23 protein-coding genes, 7 tRNA genes and 2 pseudogenes are annotated in these 19,384 nt (G+C 40.3%); 4 read left to right on the top strand and 28 right to left on the bottom strand.

Annotated features, from left to right (window positions below):
• Window positions 1-141: 141 nt before the first annotated feature.
• From nicK to xis, 8 genes and pseudogenes are all read right to left on the bottom strand, one after another.
• Window positions 142-1,200: a DNA relaxase NicK gene (gene nicK, locus NYE20_RS02770; protein ID WP_339184433.1), complete on the bottom strand. Its 1,059-nt coding sequence runs from the start codon at window positions 1,198-1,200 to the stop codon at window positions 142-144.
• Complete coding sequence (gene conQ / locus NYE20_RS02765; RefSeq protein ID WP_339184431.1) at window positions 1,193-2,614, bottom strand: coupling conjugation protein ConQ; 1,422 nt, start codon at window positions 2,612-2,614, stop codon at window positions 1,193-1,195. Before conQ ends, nicK begins: the two co-directional genes overlap by 8 nt.
• A gap of 57 nt (window positions 2,615-2,671) precedes the next feature.
• A complete protein-coding gene (locus tag NYE20_RS02760; protein WP_339184429.1) occupies window positions 2,672-4,522 on the bottom strand; it encodes an Ig-like domain-containing protein in 1,851 nt (616 codons plus the stop codon).
• Between the two features lie 227 nt (window positions 4,523-4,749).
• Entirely contained in the window at window positions 4,750-5,127 is a 378-nt protein-coding gene (locus NYE20_RS02755) for a YdcP family protein (RefSeq protein ID WP_182094176.1), read from the bottom strand.
• A 78-nt stretch (window positions 5,128-5,205) separates the two neighbouring features.
• Window positions 5,206-5,289, bottom strand: a pseudogene (locus tag NYE20_RS02750) (hypothetical protein); the annotation flags it as partial.
• A 206-nt stretch (window positions 5,290-5,495) separates the two neighbouring features.
• Window positions 5,496-5,756 carry a hypothetical protein gene (locus tag NYE20_RS02745; protein ID WP_088680217.1) on the bottom strand — a complete coding sequence of 87 codons (261 nt, stop codon included), beginning with the start codon at window positions 5,754-5,756 and terminating at the stop codon, window positions 5,496-5,498.
• 53 nt (window positions 5,757-5,809) lie between these two features.
• Window positions 5,810-6,070 (bottom strand): annotated as a pseudogene (locus tag NYE20_RS02740) (hypothetical protein).
• Window positions 6,067-6,261, bottom strand: coding sequence for an ICEBs1 excisionase (gene xis / locus NYE20_RS02735; RefSeq protein ID WP_003240395.1), 195 nt, complete (start codon window positions 6,259-6,261; stop codon window positions 6,067-6,069). The pseudogene NYE20_RS02740 and the gene xis overlap by 4 nt, the downstream one beginning before the upstream one ends.
• A gap of 273 nt (window positions 6,262-6,534) precedes the next feature.
• On the opposite strand from xis, the gene immR reads away from it, so the two are divergent.
• The 3 genes from immR to NYE20_RS02720 are packed head-to-tail and all read left to right on the top strand — an operon-like array spanning window position 6,535 to window position 8,543.
• The gene (gene immR, locus NYE20_RS02730) at window positions 6,535-6,918 is read left to right on the top strand and encodes a helix-turn-helix transcriptional regulator ImmR (protein WP_003240393.1); all 384 of its coding nucleotides are present in this window, start codon (window positions 6,535-6,537) and stop codon (window positions 6,916-6,918) included.
• On the top strand, window positions 6,915-7,424 hold the full coding sequence (immA, locus tag NYE20_RS02725; RefSeq protein ID WP_339184424.1) for a metallopeptidase ImmA: 510 nt from the start codon (window positions 6,915-6,917) through the stop codon (window positions 7,422-7,424). The genes immR and immA overlap by 4 nt, the downstream gene beginning before the upstream one ends.
• Window positions 7,425-7,436: 12 nt before the next feature.
• Complete coding sequence (locus tag NYE20_RS02720) at window positions 7,437-8,543, top strand: site-specific integrase (RefSeq protein ID WP_120027796.1); 1,107 nt, start codon at window positions 7,437-7,439, stop codon at window positions 8,541-8,543.
• 86 nt (window positions 8,544-8,629) lie between these two features.
• On the opposite strand, the gene NYE20_RS02715 is transcribed toward NYE20_RS02720, so the two are convergent.
• The 8 genes from NYE20_RS02715 to NYE20_RS02680 form a co-directional block, all read right to left on the bottom strand.
• Window positions 8,630-8,713 (bottom strand) — tRNA-Leu (locus NYE20_RS02715).
• Between the two features lie 81 nt (window positions 8,714-8,794).
• Window positions 8,795-8,876: transfer RNA gene (locus NYE20_RS02710), tRNA-Leu, on the bottom strand.
• A gap of 11 nt (window positions 8,877-8,887) precedes the next feature.
• Window positions 8,888-8,963, bottom strand: a tRNA-Lys gene (locus tag NYE20_RS02705).
• A 26-nt stretch (window positions 8,964-8,989) separates the two neighbouring features.
• Window positions 8,990-9,064, bottom strand: a tRNA-Gln gene (locus NYE20_RS02700).
• 11 nt (window positions 9,065-9,075) lie between these two features.
• Window positions 9,076-9,147: transfer RNA gene (locus tag NYE20_RS02695), tRNA-Glu, on the bottom strand.
• Window positions 9,148-9,176: 29 nt separating this feature from the next.
• A tRNA-Ser gene (locus NYE20_RS02690) sits at window positions 9,177-9,267 on the bottom strand.
• A gap of 4 nt (window positions 9,268-9,271) precedes the next feature.
• Window positions 9,272-9,346: transfer RNA gene (locus tag NYE20_RS02685), tRNA-Asn, on the bottom strand.
• A gap of 122 nt (window positions 9,347-9,468) precedes the next feature.
• Window positions 9,469-9,921, bottom strand: coding sequence for a SprT family protein (locus NYE20_RS02680; protein WP_003234309.1), 453 nt, complete (start codon window positions 9,919-9,921; stop codon window positions 9,469-9,471).
• Window positions 9,922-10,024: 103 nt separating this feature from the next.
• Here NYE20_RS02680 and cmpA point away from each other — a divergent pair, with 103 nt between their 5' ends.
• Window positions 10,025-10,138: a cortex morphogenetic protein CmpA gene (cmpA, locus tag NYE20_RS02675; RefSeq protein ID WP_003225207.1), complete on the top strand. Its 114-nt coding sequence runs from the start codon at window positions 10,025-10,027 to the stop codon at window positions 10,136-10,138.
• Window positions 10,139-10,147: 9 nt separating this feature from the next.
• Here cmpA and NYE20_RS02670 read toward each other — a convergent pair whose 3' ends face one another.
• From NYE20_RS02670 to alr, 12 genes are all read right to left on the bottom strand, one after another.
• Window positions 10,148-12,307 carry a Tex family protein gene (locus NYE20_RS02670; protein WP_161621360.1) on the bottom strand — a complete coding sequence of 720 codons (2,160 nt, stop codon included), beginning with the start codon at window positions 12,305-12,307 and terminating at the stop codon, window positions 10,148-10,150.
• Between the two features lie 106 nt (window positions 12,308-12,413).
• The gene (rsbX, locus tag NYE20_RS02665) at window positions 12,414-13,013 is read right to left on the bottom strand and encodes a phosphoserine phosphatase RsbX (protein ID WP_021481701.1); all 600 of its coding nucleotides are present in this window, start codon (window positions 13,011-13,013) and stop codon (window positions 12,414-12,416) included.
• A complete protein-coding gene (sigB, locus tag NYE20_RS02660; RefSeq protein WP_003246715.1) occupies window positions 13,013-13,801 on the bottom strand; it encodes an RNA polymerase sigma factor SigB in 789 nt (262 codons plus the stop codon). The genes rsbX and sigB overlap by 1 nt, the downstream gene beginning before the upstream one ends.
• A complete protein-coding gene (rsbW, locus tag NYE20_RS02655; protein ID WP_021481702.1) occupies window positions 13,767-14,249 on the bottom strand; it encodes an anti-sigma B factor RsbW in 483 nt (160 codons plus the stop codon). The genes sigB and rsbW overlap by 35 nt, the downstream gene beginning before the upstream one ends.
• A complete protein-coding gene (gene rsbV, locus NYE20_RS02650; protein WP_014475877.1) occupies window positions 14,246-14,575 on the bottom strand; it encodes an anti-sigma factor antagonist RsbV in 330 nt (109 codons plus the stop codon). Before rsbV ends, rsbW begins: the two co-directional genes overlap by 4 nt.
• A 68-nt stretch (window positions 14,576-14,643) precedes the next feature.
• A complete protein-coding gene (gene rsbU, locus NYE20_RS02645) occupies window positions 14,644-15,651 on the bottom strand; it encodes a phosphoserine phosphatase RsbU (protein ID WP_134991884.1) in 1,008 nt (335 codons plus the stop codon).
• Between the two features lie 11 nt (window positions 15,652-15,662).
• On the bottom strand, window positions 15,663-16,064 hold the full coding sequence (rsbT, locus tag NYE20_RS02640) for a serine/threonine-protein kinase RsbT (RefSeq protein WP_003246640.1): 402 nt from the start codon (window positions 16,062-16,064) through the stop codon (window positions 15,663-15,665).
• A gap of 3 nt (window positions 16,065-16,067) precedes the next feature.
• Window positions 16,068-16,433, bottom strand: coding sequence for an RsbT antagonist protein RsbS (rsbS, locus tag NYE20_RS02635; RefSeq protein ID WP_003225190.1), 366 nt, complete (start codon window positions 16,431-16,433; stop codon window positions 16,068-16,070).
• Window positions 16,434-16,437: 4 nt separating this feature from the next.
• Window positions 16,438-17,262: an RsbT co-antagonist protein RsbRA gene (gene rsbRA, locus NYE20_RS02630; protein ID WP_009966610.1), complete on the bottom strand. Its 825-nt coding sequence runs from the start codon at window positions 17,260-17,262 to the stop codon at window positions 16,438-16,440.
• A 114-nt stretch (window positions 17,263-17,376) separates the two neighbouring features.
• Window positions 17,377-17,727 carry a type II toxin-antitoxin system endoribonuclease NdoA gene (ndoA, locus tag NYE20_RS02625; RefSeq protein ID WP_003156187.1) on the bottom strand — a complete coding sequence of 117 codons (351 nt, stop codon included), beginning with the start codon at window positions 17,725-17,727 and terminating at the stop codon, window positions 17,377-17,379.
• 4 nt (window positions 17,728-17,731) lie between these two features.
• Window positions 17,732-18,013, bottom strand: a complete 282-nt coding sequence (gene endB, locus NYE20_RS02620; RefSeq protein WP_003225183.1) for a type II toxin-antitoxin system antitoxin EndoAI — start codon at window positions 18,011-18,013, stop codon at window positions 17,732-17,734.
• A 115-nt stretch (window positions 18,014-18,128) separates the two neighbouring features.
• Window positions 18,129-19,298: an alanine racemase gene (gene alr / locus NYE20_RS02615; RefSeq protein WP_017697002.1), complete on the bottom strand. Its 1,170-nt coding sequence runs from the start codon at window positions 19,296-19,298 to the stop codon at window positions 18,129-18,131.
• Between the last annotated feature and the right edge of the window lie 86 nt (window positions 19,299-19,384).

Here is a 19,384-nt window from a genome sequence, read left to right as displayed (position 1 = left end):
AACAAACGGTTGTTTGTTCAATGCCAAGAGGGTTTGGGTAGCGCTGAATATGTCAACTCCTTATCCTCACTTCGTTCCGGTACCGTTGACACATACGTTTAATCGCATCACCTGTGTTTATAAAGCTTTAGCAGCTTGTTTTTAAACGACCATGTCAGCAACATCAGCTATAAACACATCTAGCATTTTTTTGTGTTTTTCCGCCAGTTCAGCTTCTGCGATCATATCTGACAGATCAGTTTTCCCTAAGTGCTGATCAGCTTCCAGCACCATTTTCATAGTGGGAGCGCAAGAGTTACGAAGCCAGTTTCTTGATTTTTGATAGAAGTCTTTTTGTGGTTTGACATACAAAGGAAGTCTCCCAACATCACCTATAAATTCAAACCAAAAAAGGCTCGTTTTCCAATGCTCTCTAGTGATGTTTTCATCAGCATCCACGAACCTTACATAGTTATTAATAATCTGCATAGCGATTAAGGTTAAATCCTTTGTTTTCAATAAAGCATCTATAGCCACTTGTGCACGTTCATTTTTCAACCGCAATTCATAACGATTCCAATCGCCTAGTTCTTCTAACGGAATGTTATACTTTTCTGCTTGTTCATAGTTTTTCTCATAAAAGCAAAGGTACGCTTCTGACTTTTTAGAACCGAAATATATTGTCGTCCCGCCTGTAATGCCATCAGATAGATCAAAGGAGCCATTGAAGTCGGATTTTCTAAAGCGTGAAATACATTCGCCCTTTTGGGCTTTCTTTAACAATTCCGGTATAGAAAAGTACGTCTTTTTATCATCAATCGCCAAATCAAAGCGAGTAAATGAACCGCCTTGCGCCATGCAATCTTGAAAGAAGTCGTACCATGTTTTCTTCCGGCATTCCAAGAAGGATTCAAATTGACGGCAACCTTGACCGGACATTTCTATCAAAACACCTCTATTATCATCTGGCGCAGAATAAAAGACTTTGATATAGTCCAGTTCGTACGTACCAACGTAGCCATAGAAACCAGATTGTTTCTCCGTCATAAAGTCTTTGCTAAGGTGAAGAACCTCTTCAATAATTCGGTCAACATCATGAGTTTTAAAAGAGACTCGAATATAGTCAACCATTGATACCAAAGGACTTTCAACGGTTTCACTTTTTTCTTTTACGATTACTACCCCCCTGTTAGCGTGGGGGGGTTGTTTTAGCTCATCCATTCGCTTCGCTCACTCCTTCGCCACTGGCCGTCTGGTCGCTTACGCTGCCGCTGGCGACTGCCGTCGCCTGCGCTCCCTCGACTCCAACCAGCGCATTTTTAATAGATGACATAAAATCATATCCTTTCGGCACGATAGGGCTGTAAAACTCCAACACTGAACCTGTTCCCACATTGGCATATCCTCGTCCCGTCTCTTTTTTATTCACATATGCTTTATCAACATCACCAAACATCATCCCGTAGCCCGTATCTGACATTAAACCTAGCGACACACGGAAGCTAAACTGATCACGAATACCATCAGCTAAATATTTTGCATCTGGACGTTGTGCGCCTAAAACGAGAAAATAACCCGCCTGTCTCCCCAACATGACTAACTGTTTCATGTAAGAAAGAGCTTCATTTCTTTCTTTCATATCCAACAAATCCATAAATGCCACATATTCATCAAAGAAGATAAAAACAGGTTTTAAGCCTAAATAGGCATAATTTTCACCTGTCTTATAGTTAGGCATCTGTTTCATTTCATCCATTCGTTCCATCATGCCATCTACAGACTTTCTTAGGCACATAAGAATGCCGTTCTTTTGGGAATATACCTTTTTCGGAAGGACTTCTTCCAAGTCTGCTAAATCTGCATTTTTAGGGTCCAATATTCTTACATCTGCCCCCAGTCCAACACATGCTTTAATAATCGTTAGCATGAAGTATGTTTTTCCTCCACCTGTACCACCTGCAATAAGCATGTGCGGCAACTTATCAAATTGCCATGAAATATGCTTCATTAACGGAAGGACTCCATTCTCAGCTACTGCATCATCAATGGAAATACGATTCTTCTTCACATCGTAAAGAAGCTTAAAGCATACAAAACCTTCTTCCATTTGCTTATCCACCAGGTCACAAAATAAGCCGTTTTCCAAATCCTTTCCTAAGTCTAGGAAGCGATTCTGAAAACGGCTCATGTCCATAGCAATACGAATATAAATGTGATTGTTTTTTACCTGATAATACATTCTAGGAAAATAAGTGATCTTTTCCTTTGTGTCAGTTTCATTTGAGAAGAGTTTTCTTACTTTCACATTTTCTCTTTCGTAAAACTTATTCGAGAAAATCATTTTTGCAATCTTTTGCCTGTGAAGAGTTTTCTTATAGCTGTCAAAGAAAAGAAAGTAAGATGCAGCTATACTTCCAACAGCAATTAACAGAGAGCATAAAACGCTTTTAATAATTAACGGCACATTCCACTCAAAGTGTTTTATTACTCGAGATATATCAAAATGAATGAGTTGTTCTCTCCAAAAGAGGAACATAGACAATAAAAAAACAGGCACAAATATAATTGCGCCTGTTATCTTAATATTATTCCTCATTCTCGGCTTTATCCGAATGCCTCTATATTTCCACAGCATATTATTAAGTTGCCTGTAAATAAATAATCCCCCCTTAAGATTAATTTAACTTGCATCTTAATAAACTTTGACAGTTTTAGACTTACTCTTATTTCCTGCAGCATCTTTTAAATAGATGGTAAGCCTTACGTTTTTCTTTTGCTTCTTAATTTTCACTTTATACTGTCCTTTTTTATCTAATTTTGCCGTTCCCACTTTTTTGCTTTTATTATAGACATAAACAGTAGTGTACTTTTCACCCTTACCAGTGATAGTCGTAGTCTTAGTCGTGACTTTATTAACACTTGGTGCTGAAGGTACTGTTTTATCAAGGACTTTTAATGATTTTGTTCCGCTTTTATTTCCAGCACTATCAACTGCATATACCTTAATTACACTGTTTGCCTTTTGTTTCGAGATTTTCATTGAATACTTTCCACTTTTAGCTGTAGCTACACCTAGCTTCTTGCTGCCAATCCAAGCATATACCTTGGCATTTATTTCAGCATTTCCGGCAATTGTTGTTGAATGATCCGTAACAGCATTAACAGTTGGGGTTTTAGGTGATGTCTTGTCTAATACTTTTGCAATTTTGCTACCACTCTTGATGCCTTTTGAATCAATTAAATAAATTTGGATAGATGTACCGGCTTTTTGCTTTGAAATCTTAATTGTATACTTTCCATTTTTAGATGTAGCCGTCCCTAATTGTTTACTCCCAGCATAAGCATAAACCTTAGCGTTCGTTTCTGCATTTCCGGTAATTGTTGTAGAGTGATCTGTTATCGAGCTCACAGTTGGTGTTTTATCAGGATAAGAAGCTTTTATGCGATATGTTTGACTAGTTACCCCATCCCAACTTTCAGGTTCTAGAACGATATAATATTTACCTTTTTTGAGACTTTCACTAATAACAGCTGTTTTATCACCGTCGTTAAATGCATAGTCCGTTCCTATTTCATTACCATTTCCATCACATAAAGCAATTTCGGCGCCTTCCGAAACTTGATCTAAAGTTATAGTTACTTTCCCGTCTTTGATAGTTGTAAATTGATAGACATCTCTATCTATTTCAGACTCATGTTTTGATTTGTAATATTGATTGGATATAATCGAATATGCAGTTTCAAATGTATCGTTTGTTTCATATGTGGATAAGTCTCTTTTAATAGAACCTGGGTATGTCACCTTGAAACGATAAGTGGCACTTGTAATTCCATCCCAAACATAAGATTCAGGCTTAACTACAACATAATACTTTCCTTTTTTAACTTTCTCGTGAATTACTCTGTTTTCACCAGCGCTCCATGATGTTTCAGATGTTATTTCATTACCGTTCCCATCATACAACGATACTTCTAACCCAGCTGTCACCTGATCTAGCGTCAGATAAACTTCACCATCTTTGTTTGTGGAAAATTGATAAGTGTCTTTATCAATTACATTTTCAATTTTTGATTTATAATACGTACCTGATGAAATTCCCATGCCCGTTTCAAAAGTATCGTTTGGCTCAAAAGTTGTTGCATCCCTCTTAAAAGAACCTGGATAAGTAACTTTTAGCTGATAAGTACCTTTTGACACACCATCCCATCTATAGGATTTTATTTCAACATAGTATTTCCCTTTTTTTAGTTTTTCATCAAGAACTGCAGTTTCACCAGCATATGAAGCTTCATTACTAGTAATCTCATTGCCATATGCATCGTATAAAACGACACTGAAAGAAGCAGTCGTTTTATCAAGCCCAATATATACTTCGCCGTCCGCAGTTGTTGTAAAGCTGTATTTATTAATCGAGCCCTCAGAATTAAGAACTCCTTGTACAGGGACTCCCGAAGACAGATTAGACTCTTGCGCATGAGTCAATTCGCTAAAAGAACAACTTAAAACTAGAACTAAGAATAAAGCTCCTATAATACGTTTCATCAGATTAACCTCACCTATTAAATTTTTATGTTACTTATCATGACAAATAATTCAACATTTGCTTTAGCCCTTTAATATTTGTCAACTGAATTATTTTACCATGACTTTACTAATAAGTGAGTATTTATTCCTAAAAAATCACACAAAAAGTAAATCCTTTGACTTATTATTCATTTAACTAAATGTCAAGAGACACATCAATAAATGCCTCTAAGATTCAAATCATCTTATTTCTTTTTGTTATTTCCGTCTATTAAAGTTTCATTCTGCTTCATAGCAGATTCTGCGCCTTTTAATACAAGATCTTCAGCTTCAACAGTCCAGTTAACATTAGCAAAGTTTCCGTTTGCTCTAGCAGAAGCCATGATTTTCGGGTTTTTCAGTTCAACATCCTTGAAGAAATCAAATTCCTTTAAATCCACATAAGCAGGAATTGTCACTTCGATCTGCCCGCCTTGCACACTTGATCCTAGATTATAAACCCTTGATTCCAAAGTATCCGTTCTTTTCCCATCCACATATGCATAGCGCTCACGGTTTAACCCCAAAAATTTCAGTTCTCCAAAAGTCATGTTAATATCCGGTACAATAAAATTTAAATTCATTTTCATTTCCCCATTTCTTTTTTTATTATTTATTTTCAAACGACCATAAACTTCAGTTTATATTTATAGACTCGCTCAGGTTCTGTATCCATCTTGGCGCTTATCAGTTGCTAACGGCTTTATGCCCTCATGGCAACCTAGTAGGCTATTTATAGCCATCAAGCTGACTACAGCTATTCCGCACGCTTATTCTAGCCTGCTACAGCATTTAAAGTGATTGCTGGTTCATCACTCAAATACTCACGCATGACATTTCAACAAGAATACCGTATAATAAAAGTGTCTAGTTTTTATTTTCCGGCGTTCTTGATGATTATTCGTCAAGGCGCTTTCTTTGTTTATATGTAGTTTTCAAAGAACAAACACTCCTAGCGACATAAGTTATACAGATCATCGTTATATAAAGTAAACACCTGATTCTCCTTCTTACTCATTGGTCGAGTAGACCAGATACACCACCAATCCCAGCCTTTTAACAGCTCAGATATTTCTTTATTAGCCTTCAAATAATTATCAGCTTCAACAACGAATGTTTCACAAGTGGCATAGTCTTTAAAATGATTCAAATCCTTGTCAGCCTTTAAAGCTTCAACATCAGTGATGATTGTTGCATTCACCCTTATTTTCATTGCATCCCCCCTTTCAAAGGATTCTTAACGGCTCCCTATAGTGGTATATAACGTCACACTATGGATGATTGCCGCAGCTTTTCAATGTCTTTTCTTCCAATGCCGTAATGCTTACATATCCTGCGATATGAAACGCCTTTTCGCAGTAATTCATTCACATTTTCATTTGTTAACGGAAGGTTTAAATAATGATTTATGATGACCGAATTAAGAGCAATTTTCATTCGTGCCATTCAATCACCCTCCATTTGTCTGGCTAAAGGAACAGCTTCTTTCATAAACGAGTTTGTTATATCAATGTTTATAAAAATCACCCCGTTTGAGATTTTGGACCTTTGTAACAATAACACTCTTCAAACTTAGCTCTACTCACCTTACCTTGAATGACCATATATCCTTCTTCTTTCATTTGAGCATTCAAAGTTCTAATGATGTCATAAGATTTAGCCTGTTTAACTCCAAGAATTTTTTGAATATCTCTCGCAGTTAAAAACTCTCCTTTCAAAATATCACCTCCTCGTTAACTCAACTCTTTGTGAATTAACTTTATTATAAAACTCCTTTTCGTGTAAATCAACACAAAATTCACCTTAAAGTGTATTTTTTTGAACATATATGGAAATATTGATAATTAAACTCTCCATAAAGAAGAAATAAACACTCCTAAAAGGAGAATTTTGAATTATTTATTTAACTTATAGGTGAAATTAATGAATTCTCCAAAAAATGTTGTTATTATTTTTATAAAAATCAACTCTTTGTGAAATGGATGATAAAAATGAGCCTAGGCAAACGATTAAAAGAAGCTCGACAAAAAGCTGGATACACTCAGAAAGAAGCCGCAGAGAAACTTAACATCGGTAACAATAACTTGTCTAATTACGAAAGAGATTACAGAGATCCTGATACAGACACACTCTTAAAATTGAGCAACTTATATAACGTATCTACAGACTATTTATTAGGAAAGGATGAAGTAAGCAAGAAAAACGAAACTGATTTACTCAATAAAACAATTAATGAAGCCATACAGGAATTAAAGGATGAAGATACACTCCTTTTTATGAATGATGGTGAATTTGATGAGGAAACTGCACGCCTTGTCAAAAAAGCATTAAAAAACGGAATTAAATTCATTGACGAATTAAAGAAGAAAGAGTGATAACAATTTATACAAGCAAAGGAATTAAACATAAAGTCCAATCAGTAATTAAGACACATGGTACAAATAATGTCTATGAAATTTGTGACATCCAAAAAATTTATATACTCAAAAATGATCTTGGACAAGCAAACGGTTTACTACAACATGACAAAGCCACAGATCAATATTTAATTCATATCAACGAGAACCTCCAACATCAACAATTTGTAATTGCCCATGAATTAGGGCATTACTTTCTCCATAAAAGATTGAACACTTTTAAAGTTGTGAATTGCTCTAAAGTTCTAAAAGAGAAACTTGAGCATCAAGCAAGCCTATTTGCATCAGAATTAATACTGACAGATAAAATGCTTAATGAAGCCCTTCCATATATACAGGGTTTTAGCAAAGAACAAATAGCAACATACTTCAACGTACCATCATTTGTTACTGATTATAAACTTTCTCAAATTGGCTCATTTAGTAACAGAATCTATTCACACGAAATAAGCGCTTTTGGTTAAAGGAGAAATAAAATGTCTGTAAAAAAACTTGAAAATGGTCAATATCAAGTTGACGTTAGCTTTGGATTTGACCCGATTACTGGAGAAAGAATTAGGACGAGACCAGTAGCATCAACCAGAAAAGAGGCTTTAGAATTAGAAGCAAAATTAAGAAGAGAATTTCAAGAAGAAAGAGCAAGAAAGTTCAGATCAGTAAGCTTTCCGACTCTAATTTCAATTTATTTAGCAAATTGTGAAATAGATAGTAAACCAAACTATTATCAGAATCAGAAATACATTATAAACAAACATATATCTGATTACTTTTTGAAATCTGATATACAAAAAATCACACATAGAGAAATAACTGATTTCAGAAAACATTTAATGGAAACAGGTCTAAGCAATAAATCGGTTAATAATATAATGACTAGTCTAAGCAAAATTTTTGATACAGCTGTACATGAAGAAATCTTAAAAAGAAATCCGTGTGACAACGTTAAACGATTACCTTTAACAAGAAAGAAAATGAAGTTTTGGAGACCAGAAGAATTCAAAAAATTTATTAGTTTAATTCCTCAAGATCAATTATTGTTTAAAACATTTTATACCGTTGCTTTTTTAACTGGACTAAGATGTGGTGAAATGCTCGCCCTGCAATGGAAAGATATTGACAAAATCTTATTAGAAATAGATGTGCATAAATCGTGTACCTGGCTTGATGGTCAATTTGTTGTTACTACTCCAAAAACCAAAAATTCGATTCGGCGAGTTAGCATCAATAAAAAATTGCTTAAGCTACTAGAACGCTGGAAAGAAGCACAAGAAGAGTTGTTTAATGAATTAGGAATTAGACATTCACATGACACCTATATCTTTCAATATAAAGATACACCTTCAAGAAAAGACATTTTCAGTAGGAAGATTAAATACTTTTGCAAGGATAGCGATCTTACTCCTATACGTTTACATGATTTTAGACATTCACACGTTGCACTATTAATACACCAAGGAGAAGATTACATAACAATTAAAGAGCGTTTAGGACATGGTTCTGTAAAAACAACAATTGATGTTTATGGACACCTATATCCAAACAAGCAAAAGGAAATGGCTGATAAATTAGATGACTTACTTTAGGTAAGTGGGCAGTTTGTGGGCAGTAAATCATTTGAAAATAAACACAAAAAAAATACCAAGGGCGTCAAAACCCTTGGTATCATTGATGCGGCCGAGAGGACTTGAACCTCCACGGGTTATTCACCCACTAGGCCCTCAACCTAGCGCGTCTGCCATTCCGCCACGACCGCGTGATCATTAAATTGTGTTTGTGCTGGTTTAGTAGGCTCTTAACCTAGTAAAACCGATTTGCGTGCACTTTGTAAATAAAGTGCGGGTGAAGGGACTCGAACCCCCACGTCGTAAGACACTAGATCCTAAGTCTAGCGCGTCTGCCAATTCCGCCACACCCGCAAAAAGACAAATGGTGAGCCATGAAGGACTCGAACCTTCGACCCTCTGATTAAAAGTCAGATGCTCTACCAACTGAGCTAATGGCTCTTACTATTAGATTTCAAAAATAAAAATGGCTGGGCTAGCTGGATTCGAACCAACGCATGACGGAGTCAAAGTCCGTTGCCTTACCGCTTGGCTATAGCCCAACGAAATGGAATGACCCGTACGGGATTCGAACCCGTGTTACCGCCGTGAAAGGGCGGTGTCTTAACCGCTTGACCAACGGGCCGATGGTTGAGAACTTATATCGAAATCTTATGGCGGAGAAGGAGGGATTTGAACCCTCGCGCCGCTTACGCGACCTACACCCTTAGCAGGGGCGCCTCTTCAGCCACTTGAGTACTTCTCCAATATGGCTCCACAGGCAGGATTCGAACCTGCGACCGATCGGTTAACAGCCGATAGCTCTACCACTGAGCTACTGTGGAATAATGAGACAAGACTTATTATATCAGCCTTGATTTGCAGTGTCAAGAGGTAAATGTTTTTATTTATCTCTCGTGACGACTTTTATAATGTAACATAGGCTTGCCATATTCGTCAACCTTTTTCACGAAAAAATTCTTTTTATTTTTCCGCGGCATTTTCCGCATCTGTATCTGTCAGGGTTCATGGCGCGCTTCTTTATATACTGTTGGCCGCAGGCCGTACAGATATACATATAAGTTTTTTTGTTTTCCGCTTTTTTCTTAAGGGGTGTACAGAACCTCGGCGCGTTGACCTGCTGCAGTAGCATTCTAAAATCTCTGTCTCTGTGCTTGTACCCTTTTCCTTCAAGGTGGAGATGATAATGGCAGAGCTCGTGCTTGATGATGCCGATCAGCTCCTCCCTGCCGTGTTCAATCAGATATTTTCTGTTCAATTCAATGTTATGAGAGGTTAACAGGTACCTTCCGCCCGTGGTTTTAAGCCTGTCATTAAAAAGCGCCTGATGGCGGAACGGCTTTTTAAAATATGTTTTAGAAATATCCTCTGTCAGCTTTTGAAGCTCTATATTATCCATAGTGCACCTCACTTAAAAAACATTGAACGGGACAATTCACCGTTCGCATACAATATGGTAATCACCGTCCCTCTTATGATAAAAGCTGAGGAGGAATGAGCCTATGCCAAATTGGCTTAAAAAGCAGATGCAAAAAGCGTTCCTTGAAAAAGATAATTACCAAATTAAACTGCTGAATCAATGCTGGTATTTCTATAGGAAAAAACACTGCTCGTAAGCAGTGCTTTTATTTTACCATAGACAGCGATACTCTGCCTTTTTGTACATCTACGCCGTCAACCCAAACTGTCACAATATCGCCGACAGATACGACATCAAGAGGATGCTTGACGAATTGATTGCTCAATTTTGAGATATGCACAAGCCCGTCTTGTTTGACTCCGATATCAACAAACGCTCCGAAGTCCACTACATTGCGCACGGTGCCCTGCAGTTCCATTCCCTCTTTCAAATCTTCCAGCTGAAGGACGTCTGTTTTCAGCAAAGGCTTAGGCACCTCATCGCGCGGATCGCGTTCCGGCCTTGTCAGCTGTTCACAAATGTCTTTCAGAGTGATTTCGCCGATTCCCAGCTCTTTTGCCGTTTCAGAAAGCGCCAGCTGATTGATTTTGTCCTTCAATTCCGCCGTGCCGATATGTTCTGTTGAAAGTCCAAGTTTTTTCAAAAGCGCTTTTGTTTCTTTATAGCTTTCCGGGTGAATGCCTGTTCTATCCAAAGGCTCTGTCCCTTCCTGCACTCTTAAGAAACCGATACATTGCTCATAGGTTTTCGCACCGAGCCTTGGGATGTCCTTCAGTTCTTTTCGATTTGAAAACTTTCCGATTTCCTCACGTTTTTTGACAACGTTGCCTGCTACAGACTTCGATAATCCAGCTACATATTGAAGCAGCGCGGCGGAGGCTGTGTTGACGTTTACTCCCACCTGGTTTACGACCGTTTCGACGACAAACCGCAGAGATTCATTTAAGCGTTTTTGGCTGACGTCATGCTGATACTGTCCGACACCAACAGACTTCGGATCGATCTTAACGAGCTCCGCGAGCGGGTCTTGAAGTCTTCGCGCAATAGACACGGCACTGCGCTCTTCAACCTTAAGGTCAGGGAATTCTTCTCGGGCCAGCTCTGAAGCCGAATAGACGCTTGCACCCGCTTCATTGACGATCACATAATAAATTTTGCGCGGCATGTCTTTCAGTACATTGACGATGAATTGTTCTGTTTCTCTGGATGCTGTGCCGTTTCCGATCGCCACCATCTCGACTTGATACTGCTCAAGAATCTTTTTCACTTTTTCATGGGCTTCTTTTGTTTCGTTGACTGGCGCATGCGGATAGATCACATCAATTTTCAAGACTTTTCCAGTCTCATCTGACACAGCGAGCTTACAGCCGGTTCGAAAGGCTGGGTCAACACCGAGAACGGTTTTGCCTTTCATCGGCGGCTGCAAAAGAAGCTTTCTCAAGTTCTCTGAGAAAATATGGATCGCCTGTTCATCAGCTTTTTCTGAGAGCTCTTTCCTGATTTCACGCTCGATTGCCGGCTGGATCAGCCTTTTATAGCTGTCTTCAATTGTCTCCTGCAAAATCTCTCTTACGGATGTTGAGCGATTTTTGATGATTTGTTTTTCTAAATACGCCTTAATGTGATCCGCAGGCGGTTCAATCGCTACCTTTAAAATGTCTTCTTTTTCGCCGCGGTTCATTGCCAGCACCCTATGCGGAACAACTTTTGCAATTGGCTCTTCATACTCGTAATACATTTCATACACATTTTTCTCATCGGTGTCTGCCGACTTTCCGGCTGCAGACTTAATGGTTCCTCTTTTGAAGGTTTCCTGGCGAATCCACTTTCTGAAGGTCGGCTCGTCTGAAATTTGTTCCGCAATAATGTGCTTGGCGCCTTCAATCGCTTCTTCTCGTGTGAACACTTCTTTTTCTTCGCTGATGTATTGGTCTGCAGTTGCTGCCAGACGATCATCTTGGGGAAGTGTCAGGATATAGTCGGCAAGCGGCTCAAGGCCTTTGCTTTTGGCGACTGTCGCCTTTGTTTTACGTTTTTGTTTATAAGGGCGGTAAAGGTCTTCCACTTCCTGAAGCTTCACCGATTGCTCGATTTTACGTTTTAGATCATCTGTCAGTTTATCCTGCTCTGCAATCAGCCTGATGACTTCTTCTTTTCGCTGATTCAGGTTTTGTATGTATTGCCAGCGTTCAGAAATCGTTTGAATCTGAACCTCATCCATTGAACCCGTCTGCTCTTTTCGATACCGGGCAATAAACGGGACTGTGTTGCCGTCCTCAAGCAGACGGATAACACTTTCAACATGTTTTTGTGATAAACCTATTTCTTTCGCAATTTGCTGTTTTAAAAGGGCTGACGTTTCCATGTAACCAAAGCCTCCAATTTTGTCGTTCTGTCTCTAGTGTATCAAAAACCGAAAAAAACACATAAAAAAAGAAGCCGGCATTCCGGCTTCTTCTTGTTCTTATTCTCTAGGACAGCTGTCCGAGAATATAGGTCAGGTCATCTTTTCTCGATGTCGTATACATTTTCAGCGAATTCGATATTTCTTCTACCGATTGGCCTTTTTTTAAATGGGAGCGGATATCAGGTACGTTGAGTCCATCTGTATGTATAATGAACTTTGAACCCTTTTCATAGGTGGCGGTGTGCGTTTTGTATTTTTGCGGCTTGCCTGATAAATAGCCCGAAATCGGCAGAGGATAAAAGCTTTCACCAGACGGGGAATGCAGAATAAACCGTACATTTCCGACAGAGCAGTACGTAAACTGCCTTTGCTCAAAATTGATTTTCAGGATAGATGCTGTAGCGCCTCTTTTGTTTTTCATCGCCTGATTACAGCGTTCGATAATTGTTTCTACGTCTTCACTCGCATAGTTTTCCACTAAGTCTTTGATGGCTGCAGAGGATTCGTTAGCAAGTGATCCGCTTCCCAGTCCGTCAGCAACCGCGCAAATTAACTCCTTATCATCAGCTTTCATAAAAAAGCTGTCACCGCAAATCGATTTCCCTTCTTTATTCAGTTGATATACTAGAGTTTGAATATGCTCGTTTTCTTCAACCTGGATCATTACATTAACTCCATCGAGGGATCTTCAATCAAGGCCTCTCTGAGCTTCTTTACAGCTTTGCGCTGCAAGCGCGAGACGTGCATTTGAGATATACCGAGAATGTCCCCAGTTTCTTTTTGGCTTTTGTTTTGAATATACGTAAGGTCTATGATTTGTTTTTCACGATCTGAAAGGACATGAAGCACGCTTTGCAGCATCAATTGCTGGTTGACCCGCTCATATCCGTCCTCCTGTGATCCGACGATATCAAGAATCGTGACGGTGCTTCCGTCCGAATCCGCTTCAATGCTGTGGTCAACGGATAAGGCTTGGTAGCTTTTGCCCATTTCCATCGTTTCAAGAACCTCTTCTTCAGAAACATCGAGGAATTCGGCAATCTCTTCTACTTTCGGCGATCTTTGTGTTTCAGTGGTCAGCTGATCAACCGCCATTTTGATTCTTGGACCCAGTTCTTTAATTCGTCTCGGCACATGAACGCTCCATGTTTTATCTCTGAGGAAACGTTTAATTTCACCGATGATTGTCGGAATTGCAAAAGCTTCAAACGATTTGCCGACAACAGGATCGTATCGCTTAATCGCGCCTAGCAGCCCGATCATGCCGACCTGGCGGAGATCCTCGTGGAAGCTTTTTCCTTTTGAGTATTTTTTCGCAAGCATGTCAACCAGATTTGTATACACCCGCACAAGCGTTTCCTGCGCTTGTTCATCTTGCTTTGTTTGGTAATCGCTTATGAGCCGATCGACTTCATCTTTAGTTAGTTTCGTAGTTTTTGATGGTTGTGTCATGATCAACTCGCTCCCCATTTAAATACTTTGTCATCGCTACGGTGACGCCGGAGTGGTTTTGCACTCTGACTTCATCCATGAGCGTTTCCATTAAATATAGACCGAGCCCTCCTTCTGATAATTGATCAACTGTGTGCGAAGGTGTGTACGGCCCTAGATCCTGCTGCTTTTGATCAAAGTCAAAGCTGTCTCCTTCATCCGCCACAATAATCTCTAAACGGTCTTCAAACACACCGAATCGTATTGACACTTCCCCAGTTTTATCTTCTTTGTAAGCGTGCTGAACCGCATTTGTGCACGCTTCACTGACTGCGATTTTCAAATCTTCAATTTCATCGTACGTATAGCCCATTCTGCTTGCGACCCCTGATAGCGTCAGTCTTATAATTCCAACATATTCAGGTTGGGCCGGCACTTTCATTTCGATGTAATCAACATTATTCTTCATTGCACTCCACCTTCTGACTTTGCAGAAATATCAATGATGTCCTTCAAGCCTGTAATGTCAAACAGTCGGATCAGCCGGTCAGAAAGATTTTCAAGTTTCAGCGACCCGCCTTGTTTTTTCACCATTTTAAAGGTCCCTACAAAAACGCCCAATCCGGTACTGTCCATGTAGCTGACATCTTTCAGGCAAATTCTTAAGTCAGCTCCTTGTTCTGCCAGAGGAACGAGCTTCTCTCTAAGCACCGGGGCTGAGTATACATCAATTTCTCCTGCAATGTTTACTTGTATATCATTCTCGTTTTGCTTCACATCAACATTTATATTCATTCGTATCACCTCAAATTTTCCTTCAAATCACTAATCACTAGTTGCTTTATACCCTCGTCTGGCAGACGTTAAACCTTTCTCCGCAAAACAATTAACGTAAAATCATCGTGAAGCTGAAAATCCTGCAATTTGAGGAGGCTGTCATAAATGTTTTTGACCATTTCCTGCGCGGAGGAACACATATGTTCCTCAATGAGTTTCTGCAGATCAGGACGCTCCAAGAAACCGTTTTCCGTTCTGCATTCTGTGACGCCATCAGAAAATAAAACAATCATATCGCCCGTTTCCAGATGCTGATCGAATTGTTTGTAGTCATAGTCCTGCGAGATGCCGAGAACGAGTCCTTTGGCCTCTAAATCGTAAAACGTGTTGTCCTTTTGAGAATAATAGAATCCCGGTTCATGTCCCGCTGAAGCATATGTAAATTGATGATTGTCCATATTGTAATTCGCATAAAACATCGTAATAAACATACTGGCATCAACGTTTTGTTCAACAACACGATTCAAATTTTTCAGCACTTGAGAAGGGTGTATGCCCGTTTCCGGCAAAGAGTCCATCGCGTATTTAATCATGGACATGCATAAAGCCGCTGGAATGCCTTTTCCGATCACGTCCGCGATTGCGATATTGATGGATTCCTTGTCTTTGACGAAGTGGTAGTAATCACCGCTCATCTGTTTAGCGGGAACACTGATGGCGCCGATATCCAGCGCTTCCTCCTGAGGAACTTTAGTTCCGAGCAGCGTCTGCTGGACATTTGCCGCGATTTCAATTTCTGATTTGATTTCCTGCTGTATCCCTCTAAGGGTTTGATGCTCCTGATAAGCCATTCCATAACCAATCATGACTTCTATTAAAAAATCCAGCGAATGAAACACATCTTCCGGGAGACTTGGATACAGCTCCTTCAGCACTTTTCTGTGAATGCTGATGATTTCTTCCGGAGGAATTTGGTGCTCGATTGTTTTTCGGCTGAATTTTTGGGCTTGATATAAAGATGTTTCTGTTAATTCGGCTATATATCGGCTAAGCAGCTGATGATACCGCTGCTCAATAACCTCCCTAAAATCCACGTTCTTACCTCCTACCGAAGCCATTTGATGGCTTGTATCTCTGTTCCTTCCCCCGCTACGGAATTTAAGCTGAATTCATCCATCAGCCTTTTGACCCCGGGAAGTCCCGCACCAAGTCCTCCAGACGTTGAAAACCCGTCTTCCATGACTTTTCGGATATCAGGAATTCCCGGCCCTTGGTCTTCCGCTATAATTTTCAGGCCTTTTTTTCCTCTGTCTGCGACCTGTTCAATTCCAATCTGCCCTTTGCCGGCATATAAATAAATATTCCTGGCTAATTCTGAAATAGCCGTTGTAATTCTAGCCTGGTCTACCGTGCCGAAACCCAGTTCTTTCGCAACGTTTCGTCCCAGCTGTCTGGCGGCCACAATATCCCATTCTGTCATGATTCTTACACAGGATTGGTCGTTCATTCGCTATTCCCCCAATTCCCGCTTCAATGTCTCAAGCCCCTGCTCTAAGTCGAGCGCAGTTTCGATTTCCTCAAGTGCGATTCCAAGTTCAATCAGCGTCACTGCCACAGCAGGCTGAATGCCGGTCAAGACGACTTTAGCCCCCATTAACTTAGACATTGTAATGACGTCGCCCAGCACTTTCGCGATAAATGAATCAATCATATCCACAGATGTCAGGTCAATGACGACTCCGTTAGCACCTGTTTCGTATATTTTATTTAATAAGTCTTCTTGAAAGGTTAATGCTGTTTGGTCATCAAGTTCCCACTGAATGGACACTAATAAGCAATTATACAGTTTCAAGATCGGGATTTTCGGATGTCTCAAAATGTTATTCCCCCAATGAAACGATTTTTCGATCCGTCATTTCCAATGCTGTTTGAATTCCTTTTTGCAGGGTATTCTTAGTTATAACTTGGGATAAATCAATCCCCAAATTGACGATGGTTTGAGCAATTTCCGGGCGGATTCCGGCCAGCAGGCATTTTGCTCCGACAAGCCTTACTGCTTCTGATGCCTGAATAATATGATGGGCAACCATCGTATCGACGACAGGGACACCTGTAATGTCAATCAGCACGACTTGGGAACGGTGTTTGACAACGCCATTAAGAAGATTTTCCATAATTCGTTTCGCGCGTTCAGTATCAATTGTTCCGACAAGAGGCATCACAGTGATATTTTCAAACACCGGGATAAGCGGCGCAGACAGCTCTTGCAGCGCGATTTTTTGCAGGGATACTGTTTTTTCCCATGAGATTGAGTATTGATTAAAAATTTCTGTGTTAATCGGGCTGAAAAAGCGGTCAATCTGCCAGATTAATTCCGTGCTCTCTTGATCTGGCAATCTCTTATCATTCATTTTCGTGTAGAGACGCTTCCAGAATTCAGCAAGTGCAGTAGCCAAAAACTTCATAGACAGTCCGATTTGGACCGCTCGAAGCGCCAGTTCGCTGATTTGGCTTTCAGCAGCGTTTTCGTCCTTAACAGACAGCAGCAGAATGTCGATATATTCTTTAGATATATTTTCATACACTTGGTCAGTCAGCTGATAGGATTCTTGCTCGCTTAATTCTTTTAGTGTGTCAGTCCACAGTTGGAGCAGTTCATTTTGATTTTCGGCAATGAACTGGTATACAGTCTGATTCGACATCAAATTCGCTTACCTCCCAATAAAAAACAACATATTTTTTCGTTATTTCACTATTATATCGTTTATGTTTTTTGAAAACAAAAAAAGTTGCTCTATTTGAGCAACCTGCAAATATGTCTAAAAATCAATGAGTGCCAAACTGATTTGTAAGGCTTCATCAACCTTATCCATCATTTCATCATCCAGATGAGTAATCTTATCCGTTAACCTTTGCTTGTCAATCGTCCGAATTTGCTCCAGCAAAATAACGGAATCTCTTTCAAAACCGTAGCGTTTTGCATCGATTTCGACGTGGGTTGGTAATTTCGCTTTCTGTATTTGTGCTGTTATGGCTGCAACAATAGCAGTTGGGCTGAAGCGATTTCCGATGTCATTTTGGATCACTAAAACCGGGCGCACCCCGCCTTGCTCTGAGCCAACAACAGGAGATAAATCAGCAAAATAAACATCGCCGCGTTTCACAATCAAATGATTATCCTCCGCTGACTAAGCGCTCAACTGTCGTTTCAGCCTCGCACTCCGCAAAGTGAGCCTCAGAAGAAATATTCAGGTTGATTTTCGCCATTTCCATATAGCCGCGTCTCATCAAATCACGGTTGTGACGAGTTGTTCGTTCGCTGACATACGCTCTCACTGCTTGTGATATCAGTTCGTTTCTGCTTCGTTTCTCCCGCATCGCTACACCATCCAATTCAGCTACTAGGTTTTCGGGCAAGCTGATTTTCATTTCGGTTCTTGCGCTGGATTCAGACAAAAAACATACACCTCCACCAAACTTACGGATACGACTCTTTTATCCATCCAGTGATAATGATACCATTATTCACTCTTCAAGCAAAGCTGTTTTATGAATTCTCCATTTAGGTAAGTTAATTGCTTGTATTTACCTGCAATAAAGGATTTCTTACTTCCATTATACTCCCATTTTCCAAAAACATACGGGGAACACGGGAACTTATTGTACAGGCCACCTCATAGTTAATGGTTTCGAGCCTTCCTGCAATCTCATCCATGGAAATATATTCATCCCCCTGCCGGCCTATTAATGTGACTTTTGTGCCCGGCGGATATTCCTGATCCAGCTCCACCATAAATTGGTCCATGCAAATTCTGCCGGCAATTTTCAAGCGTTTTCCCTTCACAAGGATGTCAGTCCCTTTCAATTGTCGGAGCCAGCCGTCCGCATAGCCTACAGGCACCGTCCCGATCCATGTGTCTTTTTCTGCTGTGTACTCGGCTCCGTAGCTGACGCTCTCGCCTTTTCTGATCAGTTTGACATGTGACAGCGTCGAATGCAGGGTAAATGCCGGACGCAGCTGAAACGGTATCTCGTCCGAAATGTCAGCAGACGGGCGAAGGCCATACATGCCGATGCCGAATCTGACTGCATTAAAAAAGCCTTTTTTCAGCCGGAGTCCGGCGGCGCTGTTCGCGCAGTGGACCATCAGATTCTTTAACGGCAGCGGAGCAATCAGCTCTTTAAAACGCTCAAACTGCATTAAGAAATAGCCTCTTTCTTTTTCATCCGCTGTCGCAAAATGGGTAAATACCCCTTTGCACTTTAAACGAGGGTTGCGGTCAAGAATGGCCATCACGTTCTGAACTTCTTCCTCTGTTTTTACACCAAGCCTGTTCATCCCCGTATCGACCTTCAGATGAAAATGAAGAGAACCTTTTTTCGTGTGGCGGGCTGCCTCCTGAAGCCATTCAACAGAATAACCCGTTAAGGTCACGTCATACTCGGCAGCGATTGCCACATACTCCGGGGGAACCGCGCCAAGCACCAATATAGGTGCCTTCAAGCCCTTTTTGCGCAGTGAAATCGCTTCATCCAAAATGGCCACCGCCAAGCATGAAGCACCTGCGTCAAGAGCAGCCTTTGCTGTTTCTGCATCACCATGCCCGTAGGCGTTTGCTTTCACAACTGCCATCAGGTGGACATGTTCACCGATATGTTTTTTCATATTGCTGACATTTTCCTTTATCGCGGACAAGTCAATTTCCGCCCACGTATCTCTGTAAAAAGGTTTTGTGCTCATTACGACACTTCCTAGCTTTTATTCAATATCATTTACATATCATACTAAAATTAAAGGCTAAAGGGAAACGATGTCTAACGAAAAAA

It is taken from the genome of Bacillus sp. FSL R5-0416, assembly GCF_037975425.1.
Classification (GTDB): Bacteria; Bacillota; Bacilli; order Bacillales; family Bacillaceae; genus Bacillus; species Bacillus subtilis.
The sequence above is the reverse complement of the archived record's forward strand: the minus strand, read 5'-3'. Positions and strand labels throughout refer to the sequence as shown.

Excerpts from the sequence above, each read along its gene's own strand:
- nicK (WP_339184433.1), bottom strand. The coding sequence starts at position 1,200 with ATGGATGAGCTAAAACAACCCCCCCACGCTAACAGGGGGGTAGTAATC.
- conQ (WP_339184431.1), bottom strand. The coding sequence starts at position 2,614 with ATGCTGTGGAAATATAGAGGCATTCGGATAAAGCCGAGAATGAGGAAT.
- NYE20_RS02760 (WP_339184429.1), bottom strand. The coding sequence starts at position 4,522 with ATGAAACGTATTATAGGAGCTTTATTCTTAGTTCTAGTTTTAAGTTGT.
- NYE20_RS02755 (WP_182094176.1), bottom strand. The coding sequence starts at position 5,127 with ATGAATTTAAATTTTATTGTACCGGATATTAACATGACTTTTGGAGAA.
- NYE20_RS02745 (WP_088680217.1), bottom strand. The coding sequence starts at position 5,756 with ATGAAAATAAGGGTGAATGCAACAATCATCACTGATGTTGAAGCTTTA.
- immR (WP_003240393.1), top strand. The coding sequence starts at position 6,535 with ATGAGCCTAGGCAAACGATTAAAAGAAGCTCGACAAAAAGCTGGATAC.
- NYE20_RS02720 (WP_120027796.1), top strand. The coding sequence starts at position 7,437 with ATGTCTGTAAAAAAACTTGAAAATGGTCAATATCAAGTTGACGTTAGC.
- NYE20_RS02680 (WP_003234309.1), bottom strand. The coding sequence starts at position 9,921 with ATGGATAATATAGAGCTTCAAAAGCTGACAGAGGATATTTCTAAAACA.
- cmpA (WP_003225207.1), top strand. The coding sequence starts at position 10,025 with ATGCCAAATTGGCTTAAAAAGCAGATGCAAAAAGCGTTCCTTGAAAAA.
- NYE20_RS02670 (WP_161621360.1), bottom strand. The coding sequence starts at position 12,307 with ATGGAAACGTCAGCCCTTTTAAAACAGCAAATTGCGAAAGAAATAGGT.
- rsbX (WP_021481701.1), bottom strand. The coding sequence starts at position 13,013 with ATGATCCAGGTTGAAGAAAACGAGCATATTCAAACTCTAGTATATCAA.
- sigB (WP_003246715.1), bottom strand. The coding sequence starts at position 13,801 with ATGACACAACCATCAAAAACTACGAAACTAACTAAAGATGAAGTCGAT.
- rsbW (WP_021481702.1), bottom strand. The coding sequence starts at position 14,249 with ATGAAGAATAATGTTGATTACATCGAAATGAAAGTGCCGGCCCAACCT.
- rsbV (WP_014475877.1), bottom strand. The coding sequence starts at position 14,575 with ATGAATATAAATGTTGATGTGAAGCAAAACGAGAATGATATACAAGTA.
- rsbT (WP_003246640.1), bottom strand. The coding sequence starts at position 16,064 with ATGAACGACCAATCCTGTGTAAGAATCATGACAGAATGGGATATTGTG.
- alr (WP_017697002.1), bottom strand. The coding sequence starts at position 19,298 with ATGAGCACAAAACCTTTTTACAGAGATACGTGGGCGGAAATTGACTTG.